Annotated in this window: 12 protein-coding genes and 1 pseudogene; 9 read left to right on the plus strand and 4 right to left on the minus strand. The window is 62.8% G+C overall.

What is annotated here, in order from left to right; translation table 11 throughout:
* Both DIE23_RS16045 and DIE23_RS16050 read right to left on the minus strand, forming a co-directional pair.
* The coding region (locus DIE23_RS16045; RefSeq protein ID WP_409364236.1) for an ABC transporter permease subunit at nt 1-338 on the minus strand (338 nt) is incomplete at its 3' end.
* Nucleotides 339-347: 9 nt separating this feature from the next.
* Nucleotides 348-1298 carry a branched-chain amino acid ABC transporter permease gene (locus tag DIE23_RS16050; RefSeq protein ID WP_124613042.1) on the minus strand — a complete coding sequence of 317 codons (951 nt, stop codon included), beginning with the start codon at nt 1296-1298 and terminating at the stop codon, nt 348-350.
* A 538-nt stretch (nt 1299-1836) separates the two neighbouring features.
* On the opposite strand from DIE23_RS16050, the gene DIE23_RS16055 reads away from it, so the two are divergent.
* The 8 genes and pseudogenes from DIE23_RS16055 to DIE23_RS16090 form a co-directional block, all read left to right on the plus strand.
* Nucleotides 1837-3948: a hydantoinase/oxoprolinase family protein gene (locus DIE23_RS16055; RefSeq protein ID WP_124613043.1), complete on the plus strand. Its 2112-nt coding sequence runs from the start codon at nt 1837-1839 to the stop codon at nt 3946-3948.
* Between the two features lie 2 nt (nt 3949-3950).
* Nucleotides 3951-5633, plus strand: a complete 1683-nt coding sequence (locus DIE23_RS16060; protein WP_124613044.1) for a hydantoinase B/oxoprolinase family protein — start codon at nt 3951-3953, stop codon at nt 5631-5633.
* 11 nt (nt 5634-5644) lie between these two features.
* Nucleotides 5645-6475: an NAD(P)-dependent oxidoreductase gene (locus tag DIE23_RS16065; RefSeq protein ID WP_124613045.1), complete on the plus strand. Its 831-nt coding sequence runs from the start codon at nt 5645-5647 to the stop codon at nt 6473-6475.
* Nucleotides 6476-6514: 39 nt separating this feature from the next.
* A complete protein-coding gene (locus tag DIE23_RS16070; RefSeq protein WP_124613046.1) occupies nt 6515-7711 on the plus strand; it encodes an FAD-binding oxidoreductase in 1197 nt (398 codons plus the stop codon).
* 35 nt (nt 7712-7746) lie between these two features.
* Nucleotides 7747-8487, plus strand: a complete 741-nt coding sequence (locus DIE23_RS16075) for an SDR family oxidoreductase (protein WP_124613047.1) — start codon at nt 7747-7749, stop codon at nt 8485-8487.
* A gap of 32 nt (nt 8488-8519) precedes the next feature.
* Complete coding sequence (locus DIE23_RS16080) at nt 8520-9272, plus strand: SDR family NAD(P)-dependent oxidoreductase (RefSeq protein WP_124613048.1); 753 nt, start codon at nt 8520-8522, stop codon at nt 9270-9272.
* Between the two features lie 83 nt (nt 9273-9355).
* Nucleotides 9356-10207 carry a FadR/GntR family transcriptional regulator gene (locus DIE23_RS16085; protein WP_260436080.1) on the plus strand — a complete coding sequence of 284 codons (852 nt, stop codon included), beginning with the start codon at nt 9356-9358 and terminating at the stop codon, nt 10205-10207.
* A gap of 140 nt (nt 10208-10347) precedes the next feature.
* Nucleotides 10348-10533: pseudogene (locus tag DIE23_RS16090) on the plus strand (transposase); the annotation flags it as partial.
* A gap of 77 nt (nt 10534-10610) precedes the next feature.
* Here the strand turns inward: DIE23_RS16090 and DIE23_RS16095 are convergent.
* Nucleotides 10611-11747 (minus strand): porin, encoded by a 1137-nt coding sequence (locus tag DIE23_RS16095; RefSeq protein ID WP_124613139.1) that lies wholly within the window; start codon nt 11745-11747, stop codon nt 10611-10613.
* Nucleotides 11748-11862: 115 nt separating this feature from the next.
* On the minus strand, nt 11863-13002 hold the full coding sequence (locus tag DIE23_RS16100) for a branched-chain amino acid ABC transporter substrate-binding protein (protein ID WP_311767818.1): 1140 nt from the start codon (nt 13000-13002) through the stop codon (nt 11863-11865).
* Nucleotides 13003-13711: 709 nt separating this feature from the next.
* Between DIE23_RS16100 and DIE23_RS39555 the strand changes: the two genes are divergently transcribed.
* Entirely contained in the window at nt 13712-13867 is a 156-nt protein-coding gene (locus tag DIE23_RS39555) for a hypothetical protein (protein ID WP_185646468.1), read from the plus strand.
* The last annotated feature ends 188 nt before the right edge of the window (nt 13868-14055 follow it).

Here is a 14055-nt window from a genome sequence, read left to right on the forward strand (position 1 = left end):
AGCCCGTTCGGCGCGAGCGCCGCGATCCACTCGAACTGCGAGGCCAGGTGCGGCGAGCTCAGCAAGGCCGCCGTGTACGCGCCCACCGCGTAGAACGCGATATAGCCGAGGTCGAGCAGGCCGGCGAAGCCGACCACCACGTTCAGGCCCAGCGCGAGCATCACGTACAGCATCGCGAAGTCGAGCACGCGGACCCAGTAGTTGCCGCCGGCCGAGCCGATGATGATCGGCGCCGCGATCACGAAGGCCGCGGTCAGGAGGCCGATGATGACAGTCTTCGTCGTGTTGCGCTCTTCGACGAGGGTCAGCGCAGGTTCAATTTGTCGGGTGGAGTTCATGTCGTTTCCTTATGCGCGATCGGCCACACGTTCGCCCAGCAGGCCGGACGGGCGGAACACCAGCACGATGATCAGCACGATGAAGGCGAACACGTCCTGGTAGTTGCTGCCGAATACGCCGCCGGTGATATCGCCGATGTAGCCGGCCCCCAACTGCTCGATCAGACCGAGTACCAGCCCGCCGACCATCGCGCCCCCGAGGTTGCCGATCCCGCCCAACACCGCGGCAGTGAACGCCTTGAGGCCGGGGATGAAGCCCATGTAGAAGTGGACGTTGCCGTATTCGGACGCGATCATCACACCGGCCACCGCGGCAAGCATCGACCCGATCACGAAGGTCGCGGAGATCACGAAGTTCGGGTTCACGCCCATCAGGCTCGCGTTGTTCGGGTTCTCGGCGATCGCACGCATCGCGCGGCCCAGCCTGGTCTTGTGCACGAGCAGCAGCAGGCTTCCCATCACGACGAAGGCGACGGCCATGATCATGATTTCAGTCAGCGAGATCACGGCACCCGGCGCCGTGTCGGTCGGCTTGATCACGTTGATCGGATCGGTCGATATCAACTGCGGGAACGGCAGCGGGTTGCGTGACCAGATGATCATCGCGGCGGTCTGCAGCAGGATCGACACGCCGATCGCGGTGATCAGCGGCGCGAGCTTGGGTGCGCGGCGCAGCGGCCGGTACGCGATCCGCTCGATCGTGAAGCCGAGGAATGCGCAGACGGCCGCGGCGATCGCGAGGCCGATCGTCAGCGTGGCGACGTTACCGAGTTCCGGAAAGTGGTTCTGCAACACGGTGATTGCCGACAGCGCCACCATCGCACCGACCATCATCACGTCCGCATGCGCGAAGTTGATGATCCCGAGAATGCCGTACACCATCGTGTAGCCCAACGCGATGATGGCGTACACGCTGCCGAGCACCAGCCCGTTGAGAATCTGCTGTATGAAAATATCCACCGACACTCCATAACGCCCCACTCGCTGAGGCAAGTTGAATGAACCGACCAGCACCCATCGCTGGCATGACGACGCAATGCGAGCCTCTTCCTGGAAGCACGCCTCCGGAACGGCCGAAACGCCCGCTTCCGCCGAACCGCGACACCTTCCGCGCCGCCCTCAAAAATCTCCGAAAAAAATAGTTTTTGCAAATTTTGCGCGTCGCGTATAGTTACATGCAGACGTTGGAGCCGGACATCACCCAGCACGAAACACCCAACAAATACCGTTTAAAAACAATAACTTAAACAACAATCCCGGAGTACACAGGGATGAGAGACACGAAAATTAATTTGTCTCTGTTGACAGCACTGTAAGACGTCACTCATCATATGTCAACGAGCAAAAAACATCGGTTTCGTACCCACTTGAGATCAGGTGCCGAGCCGGCAAGGATCGTGACGGGCATCCTTCGCGCCCTCCCCACAATCCGGTGTTCGTGAATCGCGAATCCGCCCCGCACATGCAGGGCGCATGCAATGGTTTAAACAGGAGAGTCATGGTGGCCAGTCACGACAAGGCACGAGTCGGTGTGGATATCGGCGGGACCTTTACCGATGTCGCGCTCGAACTCGGTGGGAAGCTCTTTTCCACCAAGGTCCTTACGGATTACACAGCGCCCGAACGCGCGATCATCAAGGGCGTCGGCATCGTCGCAAGCAAGGCGGGCATCGAGCTGAAGGACATCGGCGTCATCATTCACGGCACGACGCTCGCCACGAACGCGCTCATCGAGCGGCGCGGCGCGAAAACGGCCTTCATCACGACGGAAGGCTTCCGTGACACCATCGAAATGCGGACCGAAAACCGGTTCGAGCAATACGACCTGAACATCAAGCTTCCGCCGCCGCTCATCGAGCGCTGCGACCGCTTCACGCTGAGCGAGCGCGTCGATGCACAGGGCGGCGTCCTGCTGGCCCCGACCGAAGCGCAGATCGACCGCGTCGTGGATCGCATCGAGCAAGGCGGATACGAAAGCATCGCGATCGGCTTCATTCATGCCTACGTCAACGGCGTTCACGAGCGCATGATGCGCAACGCGATCGAGACGCGGCTGCCGAACGTGTCGGTGTCGATCTCGAGCGAGGTGTCGCCGCAGATTCGCGAATTCGAGCGCTTCAACACGGTTTGCGCGAACGCATACGTGCGCCCGATCATGAAGTCGTATCTGGACCGCCTGCTCGACCAGGTCCGCGCGGCCGGCGCCGTGTGCCCGATCTTCATCATCCATTCCGGCGGCGGCATCGTGTCGGTCGAAAGCGCATCGGAGTTTCCGGTACGCCTCGTCGAATCCGGCCCGGCCGGCGGCGCGATCTTCGCCGCGCATATCGCCGCGCAATACGGGCTCGACACCGTACTGTCGTTCGACATGGGCGGCACGACCGCCAAGATCTGCCTGATCGACGACTTCACGCCCAAGACCGCCAACACGTTCGAAGTCGCGCGCACCTACCGCTTCAAGAAAGGCAGCGGCATGCCGATCTCGATCCCGGTCGTCGAGATGGTCGAGATCGGCGCGGGCGGCGGGTCGATCGCGTCGCTCGACGTGATGCGCCAGATCCGCGTCGGCCCGCACAGCGCCGCATCGGAGCCCGGCCCCGCGTGTTACCAGCGCGGCGGCATGCAACCGACCGTCACCGACGCCGATCTTCTGCTCGGCCGGCTCGATCCGAACAACTTCGCCGGCGGCTCCATCCCGTTGTCGGTCGACAACGCGTCTCGCGCCATGCTCGACGACGTCGGTGCCGCGCTGTCGCTCAACCCCGAGGAAGCCGCATACGGCGTGGCGGAAGTCGTCGACGAAAACATGAGCAACGCCGCGCGCGTGCACGCGGTCGAAAGCGGCAAGGACATCGGCGACTACACGATGATCACGTTCGGCGGAGCCGGCCCGCTGCACGCTGCACGGCTGTGCGAGAAGAGCGGCATCAAGAAGTTCGTCGTGCCGCCCGGCGCCGGCGTGGGCTCGGCGATCGGCTTCCTGCGTGCTCCGTTCGGCTATGAAAGCGTCCGAAGCGCAAGCATGCGCTTCAACGATTTCGATGCGAACGTACTCAACGAGATCGTCGAGCAACTCGGCACCGAGGCGAACCATTTCGCGCGCCAGGGATCGGGCGACATGGAGCCGGTGGTCGAGCTGAAGGCGTTCATGCGGTACGTCGGCCAAGGCTGGGAAATCCCCATCGCCATTCCCTATCGCCGATTCGGCCCGGAAGACCGCGCCACGTTTGCCGAGCTGTTCACGAAAGCCTATACGCAATTCTTCGGCCGTCCGATCGACGGGCTGGATATCGAGATCGTCAGTTGGGCCGTGAAGGCAAGCTCGCCGCTCCCCCCGGTCGAACGACTGAAACTGGTCGAAGGCCTCGATCCGGTCAGCACGCCGAAGACCCGCCAGATCTTCGACGCGGCACTGCATCGATCCGTCGAGGCCGCGATCGTCGAGCGCAGCGCGCTGGGCGTGGGCGAAACCGTCGTCGGGCCGGCCATCATCGTCGAACCGGAGACCTCCACGCTCGTCACGTCCTCGTTCAACGCGACCGTGCAGCCCGACGGTTGCCTGCTCGTGACCTCGAAAGAATTGACCGCCGCAACCGCGAATCAGGAGTAACCATGTCTCTCAACAATATCGATACGATCCACATGCAGGTCATGTGGAACCGCCTGATCTCCGTCGTCGAGGAACAGGCGATGGCCCTGATCCGCACCGCATTCAGCACCAGCGTGCGCGAGGCGGGCGACCTGTCGGCAGGCATCTTCGACAAGCGCGGCCGCATGCTCGCGCAGGCGGTCACCGGCACGCCGGGTCACGTCAACACGATGGCGGAGGCCGTCGAACACTTCATGAACGAGATCGGCGTCGAGCGCATGTATGAAGGCGACGTCTACCTGACCAACGACCCGTGGCGGGGCACCGGGCACCTGCACGACTTCACGGTCGTGTCCCCGTCGTTTCTCGACGGCGAACTGATCGGCTATTTCGCGAGCACCGCGCACGTGGTGGACATCGGCGGCCGCGGGTTCGGCCCCGATTCGCGCGAAGTCTACGAAGAAGGCCTGTTCGTGCCGATCATGAAGCTGATCGAACGCGGCGAAGTCAACCGGGACCTCGTCAACATCATTCGCAACAACGTTCGTGAAGCCGACAAGGTCGTCGGCGATCTGTATGCGCTCGCCTCCTGCAACGAGACCGGACACAAGCGCCTGCTCGAGATGCTGCGGGAATTCAACCTCGCCGACGTCGAGGGTATCGGCGAGTTCATTCTCGCGCGCAGCCGCGAAGCGACGCTCGAACGGATCGCCGCCCTGCCGAACGGCACGCAGACCAACGAGATGACGCTCGACGGCTATGACGCGCCCGTCAAGCTGAACGTCACGCTGACGGTCGCCGACGATCACCTGCTCGCCGACTTCGCCGGATCGTCGCCCGCAAGCCCTTTCGGCATCAACGTCCCGCTGCTGTACGCGAAGGCCTATGCGTGCTACGGGCTGAAATGCATCATCGCGCCCGAAGTCCCCAACAATGCGGCGTCGCTCGAACCGTTCCGCGTGCAGGCGCCCGCCGGCTGCATCCTGAATGCCCAGCGGCCGAGCCCGGTGGCCGTCCGGCACGTGCTCGGTCACTTCGTTCCGGATCTGGTGCTCGGCGCACTCGACAAGATCCTGCCGAATCGCGTGCCGACCGAAGGCGCCGGCGCACTGTGGAACCTCCACGTCAGCGCCCGCCCCGTGAGCGAGGCGTCCGGGCTCAAGGGCGCCGAAATCCTGATGTTCAACAGCGGTGGAACCGGCGCGCGCGCCGAACTCGATGGCCTGTCGGCAACGGCATTTCCGAGCGGCGTCCACGCGATGTCGGTCGAGGCGACCGAACAGGTCGGCCCGATCGTCGTGTGGCGCAAGGAAATGCGCTCGGGATCGGGCGGCGCAGGCAAACATCGCGGCGGCCTCGGTCAGATCGTGGAAATCGGGCCGCGGACCGGTTACGAATTCCGCTTCAACGCGATGTTCGACCGCATCGACCATCCCGCGCGCGGTCACGCCGGCGGCAAATCCGGCGCAGCCGGACAGGTGACGCTTTCCGACGGCACGAAAATGAAAGGCAAAGGCACGCAGGCGGTCGGCGAATACCAGCGTGTCGTGCTGTCGCTGCCCGGTGGCGGCGGCGTCGGCGCGCCGGAACAACGCAGCAAGGAAGAACTGCTGCGCGACATCCGCAACGAATATATCTCCGAAGCGCAACTGCGCGACGACTACGGCATCACGCTCGACGCGCTGAACGCGTCGGCCACCCGATAAGGAACAGCACCATGACCGACATCATCAAGCCGCCCTTCAAGAACATCCTGATCACGGGCGCCGGCGGTGCGCTCGGCTCCGTGCTGCGCGACTCGCTGCGCCCCTATGCGGAAACGCTCAGCCTGAACGGCCGCCAGTCGCTGGGCGAAGCGCGTGAAAACGAAAAGCATTTCATCTGCGACCTCGCCGATCGCGACGCCGTGTTCGAGATGCTGAAAGGCGTCGACATGGTCATCCACATGGGCGGCGCACCGCGCGAGAACACGTTCCAGGTCATCCTCGACTCGAACATCGTCGGCAGCTACAACATCTACGAAGGCGCGCGCCAGGCGGGTGTGAAGCGCGTGATCTACGCGAGCTCCGTGCACGCGATCGGCTTCTACGAATGCACGCAGACGATCGATGCAAACTCGCCGCAGCGACCGGACAGCCTGTACGGTGTCAGCAAGACCTTCGTCGAGAATCTGTCGCGCTACTACTTCGACAAGTTCGGCATCGAGTCCGTGTGCTTGCGGATCGGCTCCTGTTTCCCGAAGCCCGTCGATCGCCGCATGCTCGCCACCTGGCTTTCTTACGACGACTTCTCGCATCTCTGCGTCCAGTCGCTGATGACGCCGAGCGTCGGCCACATGATCGTGTACGGCAACTCGAACAACAGCGCGAACTTCTGGGACAACACGCAGGCCGCCTATCTCGGCTATCGCCCGAAGGACACGGCCGACGTCTACCGCGCGGAAGTCTATGCGAATACGGGCGCGCCCGACCCGCGCCATCCGGCGGTGCGCTTCCAGGGCGGCCAGTTCGCCGCCGACGGGCACTTCGAGGATCCCAAGGTCGACTGAGCACGTCGACCCGGCACGATACTTTTGAAAGGCAAAGAGATGGCACAGCAAGCAGCAAAGACGCACTACGACGTCGTCATCGTGGGCGGCGCGGTCGTCGGGAGCGCCACGGCGTATTTCCTCGCGAAGAATCCCGACTTCAAGGGCTCGGTGCTCGTCGTCGAACGCGACTGGACGTATGCGCAGTCCGCGACGGCCTTGTCGAGCGCGTCGATTCGTCAGCAGTTCTCGAATCCGCTGAACATCAAGATCTCGCAGTTCGGCACCGAGTTCATCCGCCACTTCCACGAGCTCGTCGAAGTCGACGGCGATGCACCGGAACTCGGCTTCAAGGAAAACGGCTATCTGTATCTCGGCGATGCAGCAGGTGCACCGATGTTCGAGCGCAACTACAAGACGCAGCGCGAGCATGGCGCGGACGTCGTGCTGCTCGATCCGGAACAGCTCAAGGCACGCTTCCCGTGGCTCAACACGGACCAGCTCGTCAACGGCGTGTACGGGCAAAGCGGCGAAGGCTGGTTCGACAGCTACGGCCTGCTGCAGGGCATGCGCCGCAAGGCCCGCTCGCTCGGCATCGAATACATCGAAAACGAGGTGGTCGATCTCGTTCGCGAAGGCTCGCGCGTCACCGGCATCAAGCTGAAGAGCGGCGAGACGATCGGATGCGGCCTGATGGTGAACGCCGCCGGCACGCGCGGGCCGGCGATGGCCCGCCTCGCTGGCCTGGAGATTCCGGTCGAGCCGCGCAAGCGGTGCCTGTTCGTGTTCGACTGCCGCACGCCGCTCACGGGCACCGTGCCGCTCACGATCGACACGACGGGGATCTTCTTCCGCCCCGAGGGCAAGTACTATCTGACGGGCTGCTATCCCGATCCCGACCCGCTTGCCGACGTCAACGACTTCGACGTCGTGCATTCGGAGTTCGACGAGATCATCTGGCCGGCGCTCGCTGAACGCATCCCGGCGTTTGAAGCGATCAAGGTCGTGAATTCGTGGGCGGGACACTACGATTTCTGCATGCTCGACCACAACGCAATCGTCGGACCGCATCCGGAAGTCACGAATTTCCTGTTCGCCAACGGCTTCAGCGGCCACGGACTGCAGCAGTCGCCGGCAATCGGTCGCGGTCTCGGTGAGCTGATCACATATGGCGAGTACCGCTCGCTCGATCTCTCGCCGCTCGGTTACGACCGCGTCGTCGAGAATCGACCGTTCCTCGAGGAAGGCGTGATCTGAGGCCTCCGATACCCCGCACAACGAAAGGCAACACCATGAATGCTCAGCCGTATCAAACCGCGCTCGTCACCGGTGCATCGAGCGGCATCGGACGCGCAATCGCCCGCCGGCTTGCCGCGGACGGTCTGAAAGTCTATGCGCTCGGACGGGACGCCACCGCACTCGATGCGCTGGCGCAGGAATTCGGCGCGATACCGATCACCGTCGACTTGCAGGATACGTCGCCGCTGCAGGCACTGTTCGAGCGCGTGGAAATCGACGTCGTCGTCAACAACGCCGGGTTGTTGCCGGCCATCGCCAAGTTCGGCGAATGCGCGCCTGACGATATCGACCGCATGATCGACGTCAATCTGCGTGCGCCGCTGCGCATCGCGCAGATGGCTCTTGACGGCATGCTCGAGCGAAAGCGCGGCCACCTTTTCTTCATCGGCTCCAGCGCCGGCCGCTTTCCGCATCCGAACACCGCCGTGTATGGCGCAACGAAAGCCGCGATCAGCATGTTCTGCGACTCGCTGCGCTGCGACCTGCTCGGCAGCAAGGTTCGCGTGACCGAAATCGCGCCGGGCCGGGTCCAGACGAGCCTGTATCGCACCGCGCTCGGCGAGGCCGGCGCCAACGAAAAGCTCTACGACGCGTACCGCTCGATTCAGCCGGAACACATCGCCGAACTGATCGCGACCGCCATCGCCCTTCCCGACTATGTCGACGTATCGAGGATGGAAGTGTTCCCGACCGACCAGGCCGCGGGCGGTTCGCAAATCGTGTCGGTCAGCTAGTCACCGTCTTTAGGAATGGAGAATCACGAATCATGAAAAATCAACGCGTTGTCATCGTCGGAGGCGCATCGGGCCTTGGCCTGTCGATCGCCAAATTGATGCTCGCCGACGGCGTGGAGCGCATCGCACTCGTCGACAAGAACGGCCCGCTGCTCGATGAAACCGTCCGTACCCTGAGGGCGGACGGTCATCAGGTATTCGGCGCGGAAGGCGACATCACGCGCAAAGACTCGGCGCATGCCGTGTTCGGCCAGGCGCTGGAAGCGTTGGGACGTGTGGATTGCCTCGTCAACAGCGCGGCGATCTATCCGCGCCGCCCGCTGCTCGAAATTTCGGATGACGAATGGGATCTGGAAAACGCGGTCAACATCAAAGGCACCTATCACATGATGGTCGCCGCGATCGAGCATATGCGTGCACGGCCGAAGGTCGAAGCGCACGTGGCAGGCCGCATCGTGAACATCACGTCGGTCGACGCGTTCAAGGCGCATCCGCAAAACGGACACTATGCGGCCACGAAGGCGGCTGTCGTCAGCCTCACCAAATCGTTCGCCCAGGAGGTCGCGAAGGACGGCATCCTGGTCAACTCGGTCGCGCCGGCGGGCTTTGCTACCGACCGCGCGAAAAAGCTCGGTTTCCTCGGTGAGCTGGCTGCGGCCAACCCGCTCGGCCGCGCGGCCGAACCCGAGGAAATCGCGCAATGGGTCGTGATGATGGCAAGCAGCCGCAATACCTACGCGACCGGCGAGAACGTGATCGTCAGTGGCGGCTATATCTACGCGTGACGTAGATCAACGAACCTGCGCTCGCCTCCCGCCTGTCCGCGAGGCGAGCGCGGGCGTACCCGCGAGTATGCTAAAGTCGTAATATGTCATACGGCGCAGGTCACACAGATTACCGGGCGCCGGCGCGGTACGCCTGCATCCGACAATTGCAGAGCCATCCTATCCTGTGTGGAGCACACGGAATGTCTCTGGACGCTGAAACTCTCCTCAAGAATGCCGCCAGTTCCGGGCGGCGCCGCAGCCTGACCGAACTCGTCATCCAGGCGCTGACCGACAAGATCGATCGCGGTGAATATCCGAAGGGTTCCAAAATGCCGACCGAGCCGGAGCTGTGTTCGGAATTCGGCGTGAGTCGTACCGTCATTCGCGAAGCCGTCGCGTCGCTCAAGCTCGGACGCCGCCTGATCGCCCGCCATGGAGTCGGCGTGTTCGTCACCGATGAAACCGATCAGGCATCGGAACTGAATTTCATCGACTCGACGACGCTGAACAATTCGATGCACGTGCTCGAATTGCGCAGCGGAATCGAAACCGAAGGTGCCGCTTATGCTGCACGGCGCCGCTCGGAACCGCATTTGAAGGCACTCAAGGAAGTGTATGCGCGGATGGAGATCGTCGCGATCGACAACGACGCCGAATGCGCGCGGGCGGACTTCGAATTCCATCTGGCCGTCGCCACGTGTTCCGAGAACCCTCACTTCGTTTCGATCCTGCGCTCCCTCGGGCAGGAGATCATCGGCGATCTGCGCCTGAAGCACGCCAAGGCGAATCTGAAAGAGCGCAAGACGTATATCAAGCGGATTCAGCGCGAACACGGCGATATCCTGGACGCCATCGAGCGCCAGGACGAAAGCGGCGCGCGCCGCGCGATGCGGCGCCATCTCAACGAGAGCCTCGAGCGCTACCATCACCTGACGAGCGCGCGTTCGGAGTGACCCGTCCGGCGGCACTTCCGCTGGATCGAATCGACCGGCCCCGGCGACAGGCCGACGACATGCAGGTGTCGCCGGCCTGCCGCCGCAATCACGGTCGATGAAGTGGCTCAGTGCGTGGCCGCATCCTTCAAGTCCAAGGGTTTGCTCCGCGTCTACAACGGTATTGCCGCGGAATCCTGGCCCGTTGCCGGCATCCACGCCATACCAGTCGCGTCGAAGGTATTGACGACACCATCAAGATCATCAATCGCCGGGCTTACCGGTACCGCGACGAGGCGCACGTCTTCCTCAAGCTCCACGCCGCGTTCCCGGGTAATCCTCGATGAACCACCAAAAAAGCGGCCCCCTCTTCAGTCGTTCGGGGGCCGTTCAATTGCTCCTGGAGAAAGTTGCTCGAAACAGGTCAGAACCGGTGGCGCAAGCCCGCCGTCACGATGGCCTGAGAGCGCTTTCCGGCATCGATATCCATGGACCCGATCACTGCCTGGGCCGCACCGGCGCCATTCTGGCCTGTCGCGCGCCCGTAGGACGCGACGGTATAGATGTCCGTACGCTTGCTGATGTTGTAGTCGGCACCCACACTGAACTGGTGATACTTGGCTGACGAATCGCCCAGCGAACGCAGGTAGTTGTAGCCGACCTCGGCCAGCAGCGCCGGGCTGACTTGCCATACGCCGTATACCGAGCCGTTGTGGTATTTCTCGGAACGGCCGAACGCCGACGAGGCATCGGGGTTGTACTGCGAGTAGCTGTAATAGCCGCCCAGCGTGAATGCTCCCAGCGTATATCGGCCACCTGCTCGTGCAATATTGACCGAACGCGCGGAAGCATACGCCGCGTTGACGCTGCTGTTGAACAGCGAATCGGCGGATGTATTCGCTCGCTGCGCGACCGAGCCATTGCCATTGTCGACATGCAGGAAGCCGGCCGCGACCGCGAGCGGCCCGTTGGTATATGCAGCCGCGCCGCTGTACGTCTGACCGGACCCGGTCGCACCGGCTACGCCGCCAAACGAATACATCGCGGAGAATTGCAGCCCTGACCAGCTCGGGCTCGACCATTTGATCGCGTTGTTGACGCGCACGCTGTTATCGGCGTTGTCGATATCGCCCGGCGACGAGAAGAATCCGCCAAGGTAGTTGTCGCCCTGCACCGGTTGTACGAGATCGATCAGCGGATCGTACTGGCGTCCAAGGGTGATCGAACCCCAGCTGCCCGCATCGGACAGGCCGACGTAGGCCTGGCGACCAAACATCCGGCCGCCCTGGCCGAGGCGGCCCGACGTCGAACTGAAGCCGTTTTCGACCTGATAGATCGCCTTGAGTCCACCGCCGAGTTCTTCACTGCCCTTCAGCCCCCACCGCGAGCCCGATTCCGTTCCGCTTGCCATCATCAGCTGCGTCGACTTCCCACCGCTGTTATGGACGTACATCAGGCCCGTGTCGACGACACCGTATAACGTGACCGTGCTTTGCGCATGGGCATGCGCCGCCATCATGCCCGCGGAAATTACCGCGACCTTGAAATATGGATTCCTCATTTTCTCCTCCAGACCCTGTTCATTCTGTATTGTGTGCCGGTGATTCGCGCCGACGACGGTGGCTCGGCTCATGCCGCGCCACCGTTGCGAAGCGCGCCTCACGATACCGTTCCCGTCAGTTCTTGATCGGCTCGACCTTGTCGCCGTAGGCGATTGCCTGAGGCACCCACTTTCCGCCGATCACCTTGTAAAAGGTCGCGGCAGGATCCTTCATGTCTCCGTTCGGCATGAATGCGATGTTCCCCGACACGCCCTCGAACGAGACCGACTTGATGAACGGCGCATAGACCTTCGGATCGGTCGAATTTGCCTTCTGCATCGCATTGATCAGCACCCACGTTGCGTCGTAGGCGGAAGGCGAATAGGCAACGACGCCTTCGTTGTACTTGGCTTTCATCTTCTGGTCGAACGCCTTGCCGGACTTCAACTTGGTCAGCGGCACGCCGTAATCCCACGACACCGCGCCCTCCGCGCTGCTGCCGGCCACCTTCAGGAACGTGTCGTTCTCGAAACTGCCGCCGCCCAGCAGCGTCGCCCGGATACCGAGCTGGCGCATCTGCTTCATCACCATGCCAGCCTGCTGATCGAGACCGGCCCAGAAGATCACGTCGGGATTGAAGGACTTGATTCGTGTCAGCTGCGCGCGGAAATCCACCGCCTTATCGGTCGTGAACTCGCGGTCGACGACGGTGCCGCCCGCAGCCTTCACGCCCTTGACGAACTCATCCGCCATACCCTGGCCAAACGAGGTGCGGTCGTCCATCACCGCAATGCTCTTGCCCTTGAGGGCTTCGACGGCCGAATGCCCCGCAAGCTGCCCCATTTGCGCATCCGAGTTCGTCACGCGAAACACGGTGCTGAAGCCCTGCGAGGTCAGCGTCGGATTGGTCGCCGTCGGCGAAACCATCGGTATCCCGGCGTTGTAGTAGATGCGCGAAGCCGGCACGCTGGTTCCCGAGTTGAAGTGCCCGACGATACCGGCGACTTTGGCGTCGACGAGCTTCTGCGCGACTTGCGATCCTGTCCGCGGGTCACCCTGATCGTCCTCGGCGTCCACTGCAAAGCGAACGGGCTGACCACCGATCACGAGTTTCTTCGCGTTCGCGTCGTCGATAGCGAGTTCGACACCTCGCTTCAGATCCGCTCCGTAGTGTGCCGATGCCCCGGTCAACGGCGCGGCAAACCCGATCGTAACGTCAGCGGCATGTGCAAGGCCGCCGAATGTCAGGCCCGTGACGACGAGCGTCGTCGCCATTGAAGCCTGCTTGACGGAAAACGAGATCTTCATTTGACACCTCAGTGAATGTAAATAGGCCAACGCTGCCGCGACATCGCCGTTCGTCATACAAAACCTGCCGAGCGGCGCGAGCTGGTCCAGACGGCGTTGCAGCGCCCTGACGGGCGGCAAAAATCGCGTTGATCGGAACATCGACATCAAGCCGCATAGGCAGCTCAGGCGTCAAGGTATTAGGTGAGACGTCATATGTCAACGGCTCAAAATTATCTTCGAGACAGGGTTTTCCATGCTGGTCCGAGACAGTCCTGCGCGGGTGGACATGCCCCACGCACGGATACCTCGAGGAAGATGTCGCCGGGCTTACGGTGTCCGCGAATGCTTCGTGGAAGCCCTCCGGCAGCGACGACCAAATGCGACCGGGAAAAAATTGTCGAATGAGAGAAGGCAACCGGGACGATTAACGGTCGCGCACCGCGCCGCACAATTCTTGACTGTGCCGGCCCCGCGGACCTGATAGGATGCGCGTTGCCTCGGCCTCGATCGCAGGCACCGGACCTTCGATCGTCCCCCTTTTTGGCGCCTCATGACCAGCCGGCCCCGCTGTCGCCCCGAGCGATACGGCGCGCCGAACGGCACCCCAGCCCCGTCAAACCCGCAACACCCCGGCGCCGCCCCACCCGGCCCCGTTGCAGCAACCGTTGGAGTGGCGCAAATCGTGCCTGCAAGCATGAACAAACTGAAGCAGCACATCCGCACCCTGAGCGAGAAGGACCGTACGCCGGTGGTGCGCGCCTGCGCGCTGCTGTTGATGGCCGGCCTGCTGTACCTGCTCTGGCCGTCCGCTGAAGTCGCGCGCCTCGCGCTGGAATCGATGGTGCACTGACGCGCCGCCCACCCGCCGCTGCGCTATACTTGCGTGATGGAAACCCGACCTGCCTCGCCGAACGTGCATCGCTGGTGGCGCGCCTGACCCAGGCGGCCCGTTTCCTTTTGCATGTCCCGAACGTGATGCCGCCAGCCATGGCGGCATTGTCGTTTCTGCGCCCACGTCATGGCTGGCGGCTTCGATAA

Origin of the sequence: Burkholderia sp. Bp9143 (assembly GCF_003853645.1) — a bacterium.
Taxonomy (GTDB): domain Bacteria; phylum Pseudomonadota; class Gammaproteobacteria; order Burkholderiales; family Burkholderiaceae; genus Burkholderia.

Excerpts from the sequence above, each read along its gene's own strand:
- DIE23_RS16060 (WP_124613044.1), top strand. The coding sequence starts at position 3,951 with ATGTCTCTCAACAATATCGATACGATCCACATGCAGGTCATGTGGAAC.
- DIE23_RS16080 (WP_124613048.1), top strand. The coding sequence starts at position 8,520 with ATGAAAAATCAACGCGTTGTCATCGTCGGAGGCGCATCGGGCCTTGGC.
- DIE23_RS16085 (WP_260436080.1), top strand. The coding sequence starts at position 9,356 with ATGTCATACGGCGCAGGTCACACAGATTACCGGGCGCCGGCGCGGTAC.
- DIE23_RS16075 (WP_124613047.1), top strand. The coding sequence starts at position 7,747 with ATGAATGCTCAGCCGTATCAAACCGCGCTCGTCACCGGTGCATCGAGC.
- DIE23_RS16070 (WP_124613046.1), top strand. The coding sequence starts at position 6,515 with ATGGCACAGCAAGCAGCAAAGACGCACTACGACGTCGTCATCGTGGGC.
- DIE23_RS16100 (WP_311767818.1), bottom strand. The coding sequence starts at position 13,002 with ATGGCGACGACGCTCGTCGTCACGGGCCTGACATTCGGCGGCCTTGCA.
- DIE23_RS16065 (WP_124613045.1), top strand. The coding sequence starts at position 5,645 with ATGACCGACATCATCAAGCCGCCCTTCAAGAACATCCTGATCACGGGC.
- DIE23_RS16055 (WP_124613043.1), top strand. The coding sequence starts at position 1,837 with ATGGTGGCCAGTCACGACAAGGCACGAGTCGGTGTGGATATCGGCGGG.
- DIE23_RS39555 (WP_185646468.1), top strand. The coding sequence starts at position 13,712 with ATGAACAAACTGAAGCAGCACATCCGCACCCTGAGCGAGAAGGACCGT.
- DIE23_RS16095 (WP_124613139.1), bottom strand. The coding sequence starts at position 11,747 with ATGAGGAATCCATATTTCAAGGTCGCGGTAATTTCCGCGGGCATGATG.